Annotated in this window: 15 protein-coding genes; 8 read left to right on the top strand and 7 right to left on the bottom strand. The window is 38.7% G+C overall.

The window, feature by feature from the left end; translation table 11 throughout:
- Positions 1-266: 266 nt before the first annotated feature.
- The gene (locus FTV09_RS14155; RefSeq protein WP_067761974.1) at positions 267-638 is read left to right on the top strand and encodes a hypothetical protein; all 372 of its coding nucleotides are present in this window, start codon (positions 267-269) and stop codon (positions 636-638) included.
- A 495-nt stretch (positions 639-1,133) separates the two neighbouring features.
- Here FTV09_RS14155 and FTV09_RS14150 read toward each other — a convergent pair whose 3' ends face one another.
- Positions 1,134-3,071 carry an ATP-binding cassette domain-containing protein gene (locus tag FTV09_RS14150; protein ID WP_180058688.1) on the bottom strand — a complete coding sequence of 646 codons (1,938 nt, stop codon included), beginning with the start codon at positions 3,069-3,071 and terminating at the stop codon, positions 1,134-1,136.
- 195 nt (positions 3,072-3,266) lie between these two features.
- Between FTV09_RS14150 and FTV09_RS14145 the strand changes: the two genes are divergently transcribed.
- The 4 genes from FTV09_RS14145 to erpA all read left to right on the top strand — a co-directional run bounded on the left by FTV09_RS14145 (position 3,267) and on the right by erpA (position 7,229).
- Complete coding sequence (locus tag FTV09_RS14145; protein WP_067761969.1) at positions 3,267-4,271, top strand: putative solute-binding protein; 1,005 nt, start codon at positions 3,267-3,269, stop codon at positions 4,269-4,271.
- Between the two features lie 257 nt (positions 4,272-4,528).
- Positions 4,529-5,539 carry a putative solute-binding protein gene (locus tag FTV09_RS14140; protein ID WP_180058687.1) on the top strand — a complete coding sequence of 337 codons (1,011 nt, stop codon included), beginning with the start codon at positions 4,529-4,531 and terminating at the stop codon, positions 5,537-5,539.
- Between the two features lie 211 nt (positions 5,540-5,750).
- Entirely contained in the window at positions 5,751-6,758 is a 1,008-nt protein-coding gene (locus FTV09_RS14135) for a putative solute-binding protein (protein WP_373687714.1), read from the top strand.
- A gap of 135 nt (positions 6,759-6,893) precedes the next feature.
- Positions 6,894-7,229, top strand: coding sequence for an iron-sulfur cluster insertion protein ErpA (gene erpA / locus FTV09_RS14130; RefSeq protein WP_067761962.1), 336 nt, complete (start codon positions 6,894-6,896; stop codon positions 7,227-7,229).
- Between the two features lie 66 nt (positions 7,230-7,295).
- On the opposite strand, the gene FTV09_RS14125 is transcribed toward erpA, so the two are convergent.
- The 4 genes from FTV09_RS14125 to grpE form a co-directional block, all read right to left on the bottom strand.
- Positions 7,296-7,673 carry a hypothetical protein gene (locus tag FTV09_RS14125; protein WP_180058686.1) on the bottom strand — a complete coding sequence of 126 codons (378 nt, stop codon included), beginning with the start codon at positions 7,671-7,673 and terminating at the stop codon, positions 7,296-7,298.
- A 119-nt stretch (positions 7,674-7,792) separates the two neighbouring features.
- Entirely contained in the window at positions 7,793-8,671 is an 879-nt protein-coding gene (locus FTV09_RS14120; RefSeq protein ID WP_306669500.1) for a matrixin family metalloprotease, read from the bottom strand.
- Between the two features lie 208 nt (positions 8,672-8,879).
- Positions 8,880-10,823: a molecular chaperone DnaK gene (gene dnaK, locus FTV09_RS14115; RefSeq protein ID WP_067761957.1), complete on the bottom strand. Its 1,944-nt coding sequence runs from the start codon at positions 10,821-10,823 to the stop codon at positions 8,880-8,882.
- Positions 10,824-10,978: 155 nt separating this feature from the next.
- Positions 10,979-11,524, bottom strand: coding sequence for a nucleotide exchange factor GrpE (gene grpE / locus FTV09_RS14110; protein ID WP_067761955.1), 546 nt, complete (start codon positions 11,522-11,524; stop codon positions 10,979-10,981).
- A 947-nt stretch (positions 11,525-12,471) separates the two neighbouring features.
- On the opposite strand from grpE, the gene FTV09_RS14105 reads away from it, so the two are divergent.
- Positions 12,472-12,714, top strand: coding sequence for a hypothetical protein (locus tag FTV09_RS14105; protein ID WP_081410234.1), 243 nt, complete (start codon positions 12,472-12,474; stop codon positions 12,712-12,714).
- A 202-nt stretch (positions 12,715-12,916) separates the two neighbouring features.
- Here the strand turns inward: FTV09_RS14105 and FTV09_RS14100 are convergent, their stop codons facing one another.
- Positions 12,917-13,477, bottom strand: a complete 561-nt coding sequence (locus tag FTV09_RS14100; protein ID WP_180058684.1) for a hypothetical protein — start codon at positions 13,475-13,477, stop codon at positions 12,917-12,919.
- A gap of 200 nt (positions 13,478-13,677) precedes the next feature.
- Between FTV09_RS14100 and FTV09_RS14095 the strand changes: the two genes are divergently transcribed.
- Positions 13,678-14,748, top strand: coding sequence for an alpha/beta hydrolase (locus FTV09_RS14095; RefSeq protein WP_180058683.1), 1,071 nt, complete (start codon positions 13,678-13,680; stop codon positions 14,746-14,748).
- Between the two features lie 99 nt (positions 14,749-14,847).
- Here FTV09_RS14095 and FTV09_RS14090 read toward each other — a convergent pair whose 3' ends face one another.
- Positions 14,848-15,519, bottom strand: coding sequence for an acetoacetate decarboxylase family protein (locus FTV09_RS14090; RefSeq protein ID WP_180058682.1), 672 nt, complete (start codon positions 15,517-15,519; stop codon positions 14,848-14,850).
- A 100-nt stretch (positions 15,520-15,619) separates the two neighbouring features.
- Between FTV09_RS14090 and FTV09_RS14085 the strand changes: the two genes are divergently transcribed.
- Positions 15,620-16,189, top strand: a complete 570-nt coding sequence (locus FTV09_RS14085) for a peptidylprolyl isomerase (protein WP_067761942.1) — start codon at positions 15,620-15,622, stop codon at positions 16,187-16,189.
- Positions 16,190-16,481: the final 292 nt, after the last annotated feature.

The following is a 16,481-nucleotide window of genomic DNA, read 5'->3' as shown; positions in this document are numbered from 1 at the left end:
TTTGAACAATCTAAAATATTTGTATTACCTGAAAAAAGGCAAAGGCAATGTCCGCGAGTAGTGAAAATTAAAGCACAAAAATATCCAAGAAAATGCCAGTCAATTTCTTAACTGACTGGCATTACTCCTTGGAGTGCTTTTTTTTATGCTATTGTGATTTATGGTGGTTAAATTATCATCGAATTGTGTTTTATAAAATTGACTTATTCTGCTGCTAAGCTGTCTAAATTAAGCGAATATCCAACAATATAAGAGGTCTGTCAGCTATGGACAATCAACTTGAACACATTCGAGACATTTGGGTGAATGCATTTTTTACCGGCAATTATGCAGTGTTGGCTGAGTATGAAGATGAGCATTTTAAAGTGGTATACGAGCAAGAAGGTCGGGTGGAAACGAATTATGTACGTTATGAGCGTATTGCACATGCGGTCAATAATGGCGTGTGGAAACCGAAAAAACCCGATGTTGAGTTTGAGGAATACGAGTTTAATCGCGATCAAACAGAGTGCAAAATTTTGATTGGTTTGACTGAAAATCAACAGCAGATTCAAGAAATTTGGCATTTTCATCAAGGCTGGAAAATACAAGAATTACGTTTTTTAAAAGCCAGTAAAGCAGCACATTCGGCTGGTTAAAGTGAAAAAAATAAATAAAAAACCTAGAAATTTAAGAAGATAAAGTTAAAAAAACTTTTACCAATGTGGATAAGTCGTGTGAATATTCACATATAATAGCGATAAAAATGGTGTTTGATTATAATTGTGGATAATAAATATCAAATTTATTTATCCACAATGCCTGTATTTTATTTTTTGAATTTAAAATGGTTTTATGAATTTAAAATTAGGAATTTGAATTTAAAAGTTCTGCTGTGGATATCTTGTGCCGTATGTGAGCTGTAAATCATGCTGTTTTGAATTTATTTATGTCGCTTTGACACTTTTTATTTGGGTTTCTAGGTTTTACAAAGATTTCATTTATCTGAAAGATACAGAGTAATTAATGTGAAATATTGCTTGTTTAGTAGAATTTAAAAATCACCGTGGAACATTGAATTCTCACGGTGATTTATTTTTGAGCGATGGATAAGAATTACTTAATAATGCTGCTCAGGGTTGAAATAAGAGTTTTTAAGCTTCAAAACTGCTTTCCATTTCCTCTAATTCCATCATTAATTCAAGCATTTGTTCTTCAATTGTTTCGAGTTTTGCTTTTAATTCAGTTTGCTCATTCATGAGTTTAAGCAAATCATCTTTGCGATTGGCTTCATATAAAGCGGTATCGCCAAGCAAAGTCTCAATTTCCATTAAGCGTGGTTGAATTTTGCCAATTTGCACTTCATTTTTTTCAATATTTTTACGGATGGGGCGGGTCAGTTCACGTTGGCGTGCAGCTTCTTTACGCTGCGCTTCCTTATCCACTTTTGAAATGCTTGGCTTTACTTCAACTTGAGATTGAATCGGTGCTGCAATTTGTTGGCCATTTTTCATCATCTCGATGCGTGCTTGACGTAGCCAGTCTGCATAAGCCACCAAGTCACCATCAAATTCACGGCATTTTCCATTATGTACCAACAGCAGTTCATCACAAACACTGGCAATTAATTGACGTTCATGTGATACCAGTACAACTGCACCTTCAAAGTCTTGTAGTGCCATGGTCAGGGCGTGACGCATATCTAAATCTAAGTGGTTGGTTGGTTCATCCAGAATCAGCACGTTTGGACGTTGCCATACAATCAGTGCCAAGGCTAAACGAGCACGTTCACCACCAGAGAAACCTTCACTTGGCGTGTCCATACGTTCGCCACTAAAACCAAAACTACCCAAGAAGGATCGTAGAGATGCTTCACTGATTTTTTTATCGGCTATGCGTGACAATTGCAGCATCGGGCTGGCATTACCATCCAATGCATCCATTTGATGCTGGGCAAAATAACCAATATTTAGTAATTCAGATGCTTTGCGTGTACCTTGTAATAATTTTAAGTCAGCCACCAATGATTTGATGAGCGTCGATTTACCAGCACCGTTCATACCCAATAAACCAATTCGGCTGCTTGGCGTAATTTGTAGATTAACGTTGGTCACAATGAGCTTGTCACCATAGCCAATGTCTGCATGTTCCATTTGCAAGAGCGGTGAGCTCATCTTTGTTGGCTCACGAAAACTAAAGGTAAACGGAGTATCAACATGTGCTGCAGATAATTCCTGCATACGCTCTAACTGTTTGATTCGGCTTTGCGCTTGTTTAGCTTTGGTGGCTTTGGCTTTAAAGCGGTCAATAAACTTCTGTAAGTGGGCACGTGTTTCGAGCTGCTTCTCATAGGCTTGTTGTTGTTGTGCCAAGCGTTCTGAGCGTGTGCGTTCAAAAGTTGAATAATTACCGGTATATAAGGTTAATTCTTGATTTTCAATATGCAGAATATGATCAGTAATGGCATCAAGGAAATCACGGTCATGTGAAATTAAAACCAGTGTCCCTTCATAGGCTTTCAACCAGTCTTCCAACCATAAAATTGCATCTAAGTCCAAGTGGTTGGTTGGTTCATCGAGTAAGAGTAAATCTGAACGACTCATCAGCGTACGTGCAAGATTTAAACGCATACGCCAACCACCAGAAAAACTTGAGACATTCAGTTGAGATTGGTGTTCAAAAAAGCCTAGGCCAGCCATTAATTGAGAGGCTTTTGATGGAGCGGTATAGCCATGTATTTCATCAAAGCGGCCATATAAATGTGCCAACTCTTCGTCTTTTAAATTTTCTGGATGTTCAAGTTTATGTTGAATGTCCCAGTATTCTTCATCGCCTGAAAGTACAAAATCAATGGCTTTCATATCGAGCGCTTTAATTTCTTGCGCCATATGTGCCACAGTCCATACCGCTGGACGGGTGAGTGAACCTCCATCAGACTCCATGCCACCTAAAAGTGCAGCAAACAAAGTAGATTTACCTGCACCATTGACACCGGTTAGGCCAATTTTCCAGCCTGGATGCAATTGCATGGATGCCTTTTCAAATAAAACTCGTCCACCGCGACGTATGGAAAGTTGGTCTAACTGAATCATTGAACTGTCTAAACAAGAAGAATATGTGGCTATTCTAATAGATGGCTATGCAAAAGAAAAAACAAAGCATCGCAACCATCCGAAAAAATGTGACACGTTATACTCATTTATGTATATTCAAAATGCATTAAAATTTTAAAAATGTTTCAAATATTTGTTTTTAATGGATAAATAAGAATATATGGGAATGGGATAATGAGAAAAGGATTTTTGATTTTATCTGCTGTATCTGTATTGCTGAGCACACAAAGTTATGCCAATCAAAAAGTATGTGTGTTTGATTTATTAGGCAAAGCGGGTGAATCCTACAAATTAATGGAAGAATGGTCACTCGCCAGTCGAGCTTGGGGTGCTCAAGTTCAGCTTTTGGCTTATCAAGACGAGTCAAAAGTGGATAAAGATTTTAAAGACGGCTTATGTGATGCTTTTTATATGACATCTATGCGCGCAAGGGCCTACAATAAATTTGCAGGATCAATCGATGCTATTGGCGGGGTGCCCAATAATGAAATTGCCCAGAAAGCGATTAGTTATGTATTGGATAAGCGTAATGCCAAACGACTGGTGACTAATGCTGGTAAAGACAGTTATGAGGTGGCTGGTATCGGTCAAATTGGTTCAGCATATATTTTTGTCCGAGACAAAAATATTAATACATTGGAAAAAGCTGAAGGCAAAAAATTCGCTGTTTTACATTATGACTATGCACAAAAAGTAATGGTCAATCGTGTTGGGGCAGTTCCAGTGATGTCTGAAATTTCAAATTTCATCCGCAAATTTAATCAAGGTGAAGTTGAAATTGTTGCTGCACCAGCCTATGCCTTCAAACCTTTAGAACTACATAAAGGTTTAGGAACAAAAGGCGCCATGGTAAATTTCCCTGTGGTGAATGTGACTGCTGATTTAGTGATTCGGAGCAGCAAATTTCCAGATCAATTTTCTGAGCAGTCGCGTCTTTGGTTTGTCAAACAACTGCCAAAAAGCTTTGCCATGGTGAAACGCATGGAAGCCGAGATTCCTGCGAAATATAAGATGAATTTAAGTAAAGAAGATCGGGTCAAATATCAAAAAATATTACGTGATGGCCGAATGGATTTGACCCGTCAAGGGATTTACGACTCCACCATGATGACGGTACTTAAAAAAGCGCGTTGCACCATTGAAAGAACCAATTTTGAGTGTTCTGTTTCGGGTGAATAAGCAATTTTCTTGTATTTCTTTGTAAAATTTCATGAAAAAATTGCAAGTGAAAAAACAAGCATGCATTTTTATAACGCAATGATAATGAATAAAATTTAGTATTGCCATAAAAGTGATAAGCATCACAAAAATGCAGAATATGCCAAAATGACCGAAATAAATGGAGTAAATGCTCTATTTTTTTTAAATTAACTTGCTTAATATCGCTTTTGTGTAGGGACACCCTGAAGCATAAAAAGATTTGAAAGGACAATACAATGAAAAAAACACTCCTATCCTTGGCTACATTTGCTGCAATTGGTTTTGCTGGTTCAGCACAAGCCGCAGCAGTAGATATCTGTGTATTTGACTTATTAGGTAAGTCAGGTGAGTCATATCAAATGGCTCAAGAGTGGGCACTGGCAGCAAAAGGCTGGGGTGCAGAAATTAATCTAATTCCGCGTCAGGATGAAGCGGTTGCAGACAATGACTTTAAAGCGGGTAAATGTGATGGCGTATTTATGACCGCTATGCGTGCTCGTCAATACAATAAATTTGCAGGTTCAATTGACGCACTTGGTGGTGCACCAAGTAATGCGATCGCACAACGCGCAATTACCTTTGCTCTAGATAAGCGTAATGCAGCAAAAATGGTGAGCAACCTAGGCGGTAAAAAATATGAAGTTGCTGGTATTGCACCTTTAGGTTCAGCATTTATTTTTGTTCGTGATAAAAAAATTGACTCAATTGAAAAAGCTGCGGGTAAAAAGTTTGCAGTATTGGGTTATGACGATGCGCAAAAAATTATGGTGCAGCGTGTGGGCGCACAAGCGGTAATTTCTGATGTATCAAACTTTGTGGCTAAATTTAATAATGGTCAGGTAGATATGGTGGGTGCACCAGCATATGCATACAAACCTTTAGAAATTTATAAAGGTCTGGGTACAAATGGTGCGATGTTTAACTTCCCAGTTCTACAAGTCACTGCGGACTTTATTATTCGTCCAGATCAATTCCCAGCAGGTTTTGGTCAGAAATCACGTGATTGGTTTGTGAAACACTTACCAAAGAGTATTGCGATGATTAACCGTCTAGAAGGTGGTATTCCTGCAAAATACAAAATGAATTTAAGTGCTGAAGAGAAAACCAAATATCAAAAATTATTACGTGAAGGTCGTATGGATATGACTAAGCGTGGAATCTATGATGCGTCTATGATGTCTGTGCTGAAAAAAGCACGTTGTTCTGTCGATAAAGCGAATTTTGAATGTTCTCTTGGCGGCGAATAAGCTGATTTATAATGAAAAAAGCCTGGAATGATCCAGGCTTTTTTTGGCATATTTGCTGGTCATTCTAGCCATTGAGTGTATCTAAAATTCAGGTAATCTTGAATGAAATTGGTCTCTAGCTAAAACTAAAAGATGAAGCTAAGCCATTGAGTACGAATTAAAAAAACATTTCACTCAAAATAAAAATAGTGAATACACAAGGAAAGTCAGTATGAAACAATGGACAAAAGCATTGGCCGCGAGTGCTGTGCTCATGGCGGTATCTGGTCTCACTCAGGCAAAACAAGTGGTTTGTGTTTTTGACCTTGTCGGTAAAAATGGTGATGTATTTGCCTTAATGAAAGATTACCAATTAGCGGCAAAAAACTGGGGCGCGGATATTGAATTGCGCGTTGGTCAAAACGAAGCGGTTATTGCTGAAGATTTTAAAGCCGGAAAGTGCGACGGGATCAGTGTCACGGGCATGCGTGGTCGCCAATTTAACGCTTTTACCGGATCTTTAGATGCAATTGGTGCAATACCAGACTTAAAACTTGCAGTTAAAGTCATGCAAGGTCTCGCGAATCCAACTTTTGCTAAAAGTATGGTGCAAGGGCGTTATGAAGTTGCAGGTGTGATCCCTGTAGGTGACGCCTATTTATTAGTAAATGACCGCAGTATTAATACTGTGGCGAAGGCCGCAGGTAAAAAAATTGCCGTACTTGATTATGACGATGCGCAAAAAATTATGGTGCAGCAAGTGGGCGCTCAAGCGGTGAGTGCAGATGTCACCAACTTTGGTGCGAAGTTTAATAATGGTCAAGTCGATATTATTGGTGCACCTGCTGCAGTATTTAAACCCCTAGAATTACATAAAGGTTTGGGTTCGAAGGGCGCAATTGTGAATTATCCAATTCTACAAGTGACTGGCAATATTATTATCCGCCCAGATAAGTTCCCAGCAGGATATGGCCAAAAATCACGTGATTGGGTGAAAACACAATTGCCACGAGCATTTACCATTTTGGGTAAAATGAAGTCTGAAATTCCGACCAAATATTGGATGGATGTACCAGCAGCGGATCGAGCTGGCTATCAGAAAATGATGCGTGATGCGCGTATTGATTTAACCAAGCGCGGTATTTATGACAAACGCATGATGAAACTTTTGTGGCAATTCCGTTGTAAACAAGATCCGAAAAACTTCGAATGTGCATTACATGATGAGAACTTTAAATAAGCTAAAAGTAAATCTTGATAAAAATACTCTGATTTAACTTTAAACTGCCAAGACTGACCATATATTGAGTATGTTATACTTGAAATATGGTCTTTTCTTTTTTAAAGACATCCAAATGACTCAGAGGAATCCATCATGAATGCTCAAGCACTTGTGCTGACTGACAACGCTGCCAATAAAGTACGCCAATTGCGTGACAGTGAAGGTAACCAAGACCTAATGTTACGTGTATATGTAACAGGTGGTGGTTGCTCAGGTTTCTCTTATGGTTTTAATTTCGCAGAAAGCCAAAATGAAGATGATGCTGAATTTGTGAATGATGATGTGAAAATGTTAGTCGATTCACTTAGCTATCAGTATCTCGTTGGTTCAGTTGTTGATTATCTTGAGGGTTTAGAAGGTTCTCGTTTTGTAGTACAAAACCCGAATGCAACAACGACCTGTGGTTGCGGATCATCATTCTCAATCTAACGGATTGATCTGATGAGCCATAAAAAAGCCCTCTTGTGAGGGCTTTTTTAATGTCTAAGCAAAGGCTTAAGCTTCAAACTTTAACGCTTCAAGTACATCTAAAATAACAGTAGTCACATCTTGACTTAATTCATGATTATTAAAAATTTCATAAGCTGAAATCGTAATATCCGTATCACTTGGTAGCAGGCGTTGTTCTTCTTCAATCAGGTCATTAATAGGTAATAAAGTTTGCTTTACTTTGAGATGTAACACATCTTTAAACTCAAGATTTTCATCCTCAAATTCAATCAGTTGCTCGTTAAAATAGGGTAAAAGCACTGAATGGAGATAAGGTTGAATTTCAGTGATATCAAATAGTTCAATATCGCGAGTTTGTTCAATCGTGCTGATGTGGTCATTCACTTCAATTAAGATATGGTAGTAACTCACATTGCTCTCCACGGATGGGTTATAAATAAGAAATTATTGCACAATCACAATAACATGAAATGACGGTTTTTTGTTTAAGAAAGCCTATATAGGCTTATAAAATGTATGGGATTTTTATTACGTTTGAAAGATTAACGATAATAAAGCAGTGTTTGGTCAGCAGGCATTAATTTAAAACCTTCCAATTGTTGAGCACCCAAAATAGGATACATTAGGGCCGCGGGGTCTTGATGATGGCCTAAGCCTAATGCATGGCCTAATTCATGCGCGAGTGTAAGACGTAAATCTGCTTCGGCATCAAATTGATAGATCTGGATTTGATCTCCCATAAAGACGCCTTTGTGAAACTCTCGGGCAGGGAAACGCTGATTGGCTTGGATCACACCAGCATTGTATTGATCAATCTTTTGATTAAAGCTGGAGACTTGTAGATTGAATTGGTTATTTTGTTGATTGAACGCATCAATTTCATGGTCTAGTTGTGCAGCTTGATCTCGAACACTGATGAGCTGTTGCTGAATGCGTTGTAAATTCTCACCATGGCGTTGCTCTATGCGACTCCAACTTGCATATTCCTGTTTAAGTCGAGCAGCTTCAGCATGTAGCATGACTTGTCGGGAGCGTAGTTGAGCCTCTTGCTGTGCTAATGATTGTCGTGAGTTTGATAAATTTTCTGCATGTAAATCATTTTGTTGTTTTTCTTTATTTAGCTTTTGCTGTGCTTTTTTATAAGCGTTGTAATGGTCTTGTCGATTATCATAAATTAAGCGAATGGTTAGTTTTGCCTTGGGGTCATACACAAAAAAATCTTTATTGGTGCCTTGATGCCAAATTTCCATTGCTTCTTTACTCAGCTGAATGACCTCTGTCTGACTTAAACCAAAACGTGGGTCGACATCGCTGACACGAAAACGTAATCGTGTGTCGAAAGGGTGAGTGATCCGATCCCAAGCCGAATTGAAGCGAAGTTGCGGATGGTTTTGAGTTTGAACAACCCAAAACAGGCTCATCAGTACAAATACTAGAATATATATAAAACGCATGGCGTAGTATGAAGTCTTTATTTTTTTAATAATGTAGCTGAAGTCTAATCAATTGGGAACTCAGCTTTTATTTGAATTAACTTTTTAATCTTATCCGTTGTCTTCATTAAATTTGTTGAATGAATAGCATAAAAAAACCGCGCTTGCGCGCGGTTTTTTGATTTAAAGCGACAAATTATTTTTTGTCATCTTTAACTTCAGTGAACTCAGCATCTACTACGCCATCGTCCGCTTTTTGAGATTGACCAGCATCACCACCTTGGAATGCATTCGGATCAAAACCTTCAGCGCCACCTTGACCTTGAGCTGCTTCATATGCACGTTGAGTGATCGGCATAATGATGTTTTGAAGTGCTTCAGTTTTCGCTTTGATGTCTTCTACGTCATTTTCTTTGGTAGAAGCTTCAAGTTCAGCTGTTGCAGTTTCAATTGCAGTTTTTTCGTCTGCAGTCACTTGTTCGCCCAAATCTTTAACTGCTTTTTGAGCAGAAGATACAAGTGCATCAGCTTCGTTACGTGCTTTCGCTAACTCTTCAAATTTACGATCTTCTTCAGCATTCGCTTCAGCATCTTTGATCATTGCTTCGATTTCAGCATCAGACAAACCTGAGTTTGCTTTAATCTGGATTGATTGCTCTTTACCAGTGCTCTTATCTTTCGCAGATACTTTCAAGATACCGTCAGCGTTGATGTCGAAGGATACTTCAATTTGTGGCACACCACGTGGAGCAGGTGGGATGTCGCCTAATTGGAAGTTACCTAACAATTTGTTTTGCTGCGCCATTTTACGTTCACCTTGGAACACAGAAATGTCTACAGCAGGTTGGTTGTCAGCAGCAGTTGAGAACACTTGAGATTTCTTCGCAGGAATCGTGGTGTTTTTCTCGATGATCGCTGTTAACACGCCACCCATAGTTTCGATACCAAGTGTCAACGGCGTAACGTCAAGAAGAAGTACGTCAGTTTTGTCACCTGAAAGTACAGCACCTTGAATCGCAGCACCCATTGCTACAGCTTCATCTGGGTTCACGTCTTTACGTGGTTCACGTCCGAAGAACTCTTGTACTTTTTGTTGTACAAGTGGCATACGAGACTGACCACCGACCAAGATTACGTCAGAGATGTCAGAGGTTGAAAGACCTGCATCTTTGAGTGCAATCTTACATGGTTCAATTGTACGAGCAACCAAGTCAGCAACCAAACCTTCAAGTTTAGAGCGAGTCACATTGATCACTAAGTGTTTAGGACCAGTCGCATCTGCTGTGATGTATGGAAGGTTGATTTCTGTTGCATTCGAAGAAGAAAGCTCGATTTTTGCTTTTTCAGCAGCTTCTTTTAAACGTTGAAGTGCAAGCGGATCTTGTTTCAAGTTTACGCTTTGTTCTTTCTTAAATTCTTCAACTAAGAATTCAATTAACGCGTTATCAAAGTCTTCACCACCAAGGAATGTATCACCGTTTGTAGACAATACTTCGATTTGTTGGTCGCCATCAAGGTCAGCGATTTCAATGATTGATACGTCGAAAGTACCACCACCCAAGTCGTATACAGCAACTTTACGGTCGCCTTCTTTTTTGTCCATACCGAACGCAAGTGCAGCTGCAGTTGGTTCGTTGATGATACGTTTAACTTCTAAACCTGCAATTTTACCTGCATCTTTAGTTGCTTGACGCTGCGCATCGTTGAAGTAAGCAGGAACAGTAATAACTGCTTCAGTTACTGTTTCGCCTAGGTAATCTTCAGCTGTTTTTTTCATCTTTTTCAAGATTTCAGCAGAGATTTGCTGTGGCGCAAGTTTCTTATCGTTTACATCAACCCAAGCATCGCCATTGTCTGCTTGGATAATTTTGTAAGGTACAAGACCGATGTCTTTTTGAACCGCTTGGTCTTGGTACTTACGACCGATCAAACGTTTGATCGCGAACAATGTGTTTTTAGGGTTGGTTACTGCTTGACGTTTCGCAGATTGACCCACAAGGATTTCGCCATCTTTATACGCAATAATAGATGGAGTTGTACGTGCGCCTTCAGCGTTGTCAATTACTTTAACTTTGTCGCCTTCAAGTACTGCTACGCAAGAGTTAGTTGTACCTAAGTCAATACCAATGATTTTCGCCATTTGGATGTTTCCTCTAAAATTCTTTTATTCCCAAATTCTTCCCTTTCTCAAAGGGAAGTAAAAAGGGATTTACTTGTTATCCGATATGAGAGCCAATCAAAAATTTTCAAGTAATTTTCTGGAAAATTTTTCAAAAACTCTCGAATTTCTTGGTCTTATGCGCCAACCATAACCATTGCTGGACGTAATAAACGACCATTTAGGCTATAGCCCTTTTGTAATACTGTGCCAATTTCGTTGGCTTTTGCATTTGGGTCGATACCGACAGCTTGATGTAAGTCAGCGTTGAAACCGTTTGCTGTATCAACAGCAACCACACCAAATTTTTCAAGTGTTGTTAATAACGATTTAAGCGTCAGTTCAACACCTTCAGACAATGCTGATTTTTCGTCGCCGACAGCTGCAATTGCACGTTCAAGGTTATCGACAGAATCCAAGAGTTGTTTCGCAAACTTTTCTAAAACGGTGTCTTTATGTTTTTCAGACTCACGTTGGATGCGTTCAACACTTTTTTGTGCTTCGTACACTGCATTTGCTGTGCGTGCTTTTTCTAGCTTTAAGTCACCTTCAAGCTGAGCAATCTGTTCTTGCAAAGATTCAACGGTAACTTCAGCTTGCTCAGTTTCAGCTTGAGCGGCTTGTTGTTCTGTTGCTTGCTCGGGTTGAAGATCTTGAGCTTCTTGGTTTTGCTCAGTCGCCATTGATTTACTCCGTTTAAATGGGTTCTTAAACATGTCAGTCCTTATAGCTATGCGTTCAAACAACATCAAAGCAAACTGCCATGCGTTTTGAATTCATGATTAATACAAGAAATCGGGGCAAGGGTAAAAAATTCAAGCGAAGTACACGATTAATTGCGATTTTTTATCTAATAAATGATAAGAAGCGGAAAAATGAAAAAAATCTACGATAAATTATGAATTTATAAATTATTGATTTGAATGGTAATCTTAAGAATAATCGGAATCGTGAATATATACGATGAATTTTAACGGTTTCTCATTCAGCTGAAGAACGAAGATAATGCCTACATTGGAAGTGACCATATCTACTGGAGAGAGGGATATGGTAACTACCACCAATTTAAAAAAATATTTTTTTATGCCGATCCCCCAAGAATCGGCATTTTTTTTGCCCAAATACTGTGCTGGTTAATATTTATACATAAAAACTCTTAATATCAGTTTTATAAAGTATTTCTCAAAATATTAATGAAACCCTATTATTGTTTTCAGATTCTATCGCTGTAGTTTCTTCTATATTTTAGAATGTGTTTTTCATGGCCTGCTTCTCTCATAAGCAGGCTTTTTTTTGTTCAAAATATTTCAAATCAATACATTAGGTAACTGAGCTGCAATTTTTGTGGCTTTTCTATTTATTTATAAATTCTGTCAGCTTACTTCAAAAGGCCGTTATTTAGTTTAAAAACACATGAATAACAATGTGCTGAGATACAGGTCTGCGCTTTATCTTTTATATACTTCGCCTTTTAAACAATTAATAAAAAATTGCATAACTTGTACTCCCGCTCGTAAAAACTACAACTCACAAGGTGAGAACTTCACAAAATAATTTCCCATGATGTCGGGGTAAAGTTGAGTTATGCGCTTTATGTATTTTACTGACTTAATTCATTAAGGAAAAAATGATGATGAAAAAAACCGGTCTTTTACTACTTGCTGTGATGGGTGTTGCTGGTCTTGCAGTGGGTTGTAGTTCGCAAGAAGCTGTGGAGTCTCCTGAAACTGCACAACAAGTCACAGGTGCAGAAGCACAAATATCGACAGAACAAACGGGTGCAGTTGTTCAAGCTGATCCTTCAGCTCAAGGGGTAGAAGTACAATCTGTACCAGCGGCACCTGCTGCACAACAGCCAACAGGTCAGGAGTAATTCAAATTTGCTGAATGAATGATATATGTCCAGTTCAGCACAAGAATAGACAGGAGATAGGATGCCTCTTCTGTCTATTTTTTTATTCTATTTTCGTTGTTATTGATGAATTGATTTGAATGGTCGTACTTGATTCATGTGCACAAGAAAAAAAGCCCATGACGTCGTATGAGCTTTTCTATATAGATGTTGATTTTATCTGTTAACGGCGATTTTCCCAATTGTGACGTCGTTGTTCAGCAATTTTACGTTGTTGGTCAGAAACCTTTTTGATGTCTTTGTCTCGCTCTTTACGGTATTGTTCTGCACGTTTCTTACGCTCATCTGCTGCTTTATTGCGTTGCTGCTCAATACGCTGCCGTTCTTGCTGGGCTTTATGGCGGTTTTGCTCATTACGTTGGCGACGTTCATCTTCAACACGTTTACGTTGTTGTTCTGTGCGTTGACGTTCGAGTTCGTTTTTACGACGTTCCCAATCTTGCTGATTTTTACGATTTTGTTCCCACTTACGCTGCTCAAGTTGCTGTTTTTTACGTTCTAACTCAAGACGATTACGTTGTTGTTGCTGTCGTTCCCAAGCACGACGGTCTTGTTCATAACGTGAATCATAACGGCGATCAGTCCGATAATCATAACCACGGTCGTAGCGTTGATCATAACGCTGATCGTAGCGGCCATCGTAATAGCCATCTTCAGGAAATGCCACACAGCCTACAGCCAAAAAAGCTGTCGCCAAGGACAGAACAATTATTTTCTTAGCCATGGTCGGTATCCTTTATTTAAAGTGGGTTTGCAAAATCAACCCGTGAAAATTTGGTAAATTGTCAATGACAACCTGATAAAAGAAGATTAGCTTAACTACGGCTACGCTATGTATATCGATGTTTGGACTTGTATGTGAATATGGTCACATTTGACCAAAACATGTAGAAAGTATGAAGAATGATAACGAAAGGATTTGGCATGTTTGCTTTGAATGAATCATTAAAAAACTTGAAAGATAAAGGGCAGGGGACTGCTGCACGTTTGTTGGATCGTTTACCGAATTTTGCCAAAGAGAGTCTTGCGAAAAAACTCGACTATCCTTATATCTTTCCGCAGCTTGATCCGCTGGTAAAATGCATGATGGCGGCGCAACTCAAACAAGGTAACTCTGGCTTCATAACGATGGACTATGAGAAGTCACGTAAGCAGTTTGAATTGCAAATGGAGTCGATTAAAACAAAGCCTACAGCAGTGAAATTGGTTCAAGACTTACGTCTTCCCTTACAAAGCGGTACGGTATTCGCCCGACATTATCATCCTGCACCAAATAAAAAATTACCGATGATCGTATTTTATCATGGTGGTGGTTTTGTAGTGGGCAGTTTAGATACACATGATGAAGTGTGTCGTTTATTAGCTGTACATGCCAAAGCACAAGTGCTAAGTATTGATTATCCGTTAACACCTGAAGCGAGCCCTGCACATCTTATTCAAATTTGTGAAGATGCATTAGCATGGGCATATCAAAATCGCACACAATTTAAAATTCTTAAAAATCGAATCGCAGTAGCCGGTGACAGTGCAGGCGGAAATATTGCTACAGTGGTTGCGCAGCGAAGTGTGAAAAAAGCTTTTGCACCGCAAGCCCAGTTATTAATTTATCCAGTGGTGGATTTCAAGAGCCGCCATCCTTCATTCTTTGCATATAAAGACGGTTTGGTATTAACAGAACAAGATATTGATACGGTTACAGCGCTATATCAACAACAGCAAGATGTAGCTTTGGACGATCCTTTAATTTCCCCTACCTATGGCAAACTTGCAGGTATTGCACCAGCCTATATTTTGACGGCGGGGCATGACGTATTGCATGACGAGGGTGAGATTTATTCACATAAATTACGTCAACAAGGCATTAAAGTTTTTTATGAAGAATATACGGATCAAACGCATGGTTTTGTTAATTTAACCCCTGTGTCACATCGTGCTAAAAAATATGTCATTGAGTTTAGTTCAAAATTCCGCAAATTTTGGGATAAGCGTAGCTAAGAACTTCACAAATTAAATGATCAATATAAAAGAAGGTATGGTTTCACGTGAAACCATACCTTTTATACATTTAAATAAGCTATCCATTGAAAGGTTAAATTATTTGGTTTGAATGCTCGCTTCAGGAAAGACCAAATGAAATTGAGGAACATAAAAGCTTTGTAAATAGCGCGCTTGAGAAAAGTCTGGAAACAGAGCATGGGTATTCTCCCATTCAGCATTTATTAGTTTGGATAAATGTCCACGGAACTGTGGTGAAAATTGGTAACGCCGACCTTGCCACGCTTGTCGTATTTGTAGAAGAGAAGCAGGTAGATGATGACTATTAATATAGAAAGAACGTAGACGTCTAGTTTTAGTTAAGCGAATACGCATTTCATGTTGTTGGACTTTAATGCTACATACGATTTCTTGCGCATGTTGCTGCCATTCAAATTTTGCCAACTCTTTAGGAATACCCCATAAGGCTTGTCCATGATCAACAGAAATTTGAGTAGATACATAAATTTTAGGAATCGAGCTGAGTCGGCGCTTACTCATTAAAGGATGATCCAGAATGAGCAGTTCATCATAAGGACCAACCGGGGAGTGTTTGTAGCGGACTAATAAAACTTGTACCACTCGCCCGATGGGTGAGGGCGCCAAACGAAAATCTTGTGCTGCACGTATAAAGGAAGGAGAAACCCAATAATTCAAAATAAAAGCGTCCCCATCTAAATGCCAAGGCGGTAGATGCTCAAGTGATGTATTTGTCGAAATGATCTGCGTCATCGTTTTTTCTCGTTTTAATAATAGTATGAACTACTTTTTAATCATCAAAGACTAATATACAGTCAATAACAAGTTCGACTTAATTCAGAAGAGTTAACAAATGTTAAAGAACGCTTTTATGGCAATGATAGTAGCTACGATAAGTATGAGTAGCATGGCTGCAAATACATTGGTTGAAATGAAGACCAGTCAAGGCAATATTGAGATTGAGTTATTTAATGATAAAGCGCCAATTTCTGCCAAGAACTTTGAAGCCTATGTCAAAGATAACTTCTATAACGGCACTATTTTCCATCGCGTTATTCCTGGCTTTATGATTCAAGGTGGAGGTATGGATGCCAAGATGGTTGAAAAACCCAATAAGCCAAGCATTAAAAATGAATCGTATAACGGATTGGCAAATAGCCGAGGAACATTGGCAATGGCCCGCATGAATCACCCGGATTCAGCAAGTAGCCAATTTTTTATTAATGTAGCAAACAATGACTTCCTTAATAAAAGTGCAATGAATGCTGGCTATGCTGTTTTCGGTAAAGTGACAAAAGGCATGGATGTGGTCGATAAAATCGTAAAAGTACCGACTGCAAACTACGGAATGCATCAAAATGTACCGACTACACCTGTGGTTATCCAATCGGTGACCATTAAAACAGCAGAAGTAAAGAAATAAGCTCATAAGTTTAAAAAATAATTTCACATGATATTTTTTATAAATATCATGTGTTTATTTGCGTTTTGTGTTTATTTTGAACCATATTGGTGCATAAAAATAAAACAGTCGTGATTCTTGTGAGTGAAAAGCACTTGCGTGTGTAAGAAATTGCCCTATAATGACCCCCATACCGACGAGATAGACGGAAACGAACGAAACGCGAAGCGTTGAGTTGTTAAGTTTATTGAAGTCCAGCATCTAATACTGACGAGGTATTAGAAAGATCATTAAGAGATTATGAAGAACAACT

The organism is Acinetobacter sp. YH12227, from assembly GCF_013417785.1.
In the GTDB taxonomy this organism is placed as follows: domain Bacteria; phylum Pseudomonadota; class Gammaproteobacteria; order Pseudomonadales; family Moraxellaceae; genus Acinetobacter; species Acinetobacter gandensis.
This window is presented reverse-complemented; position numbering and strand designations above follow the sequence as displayed.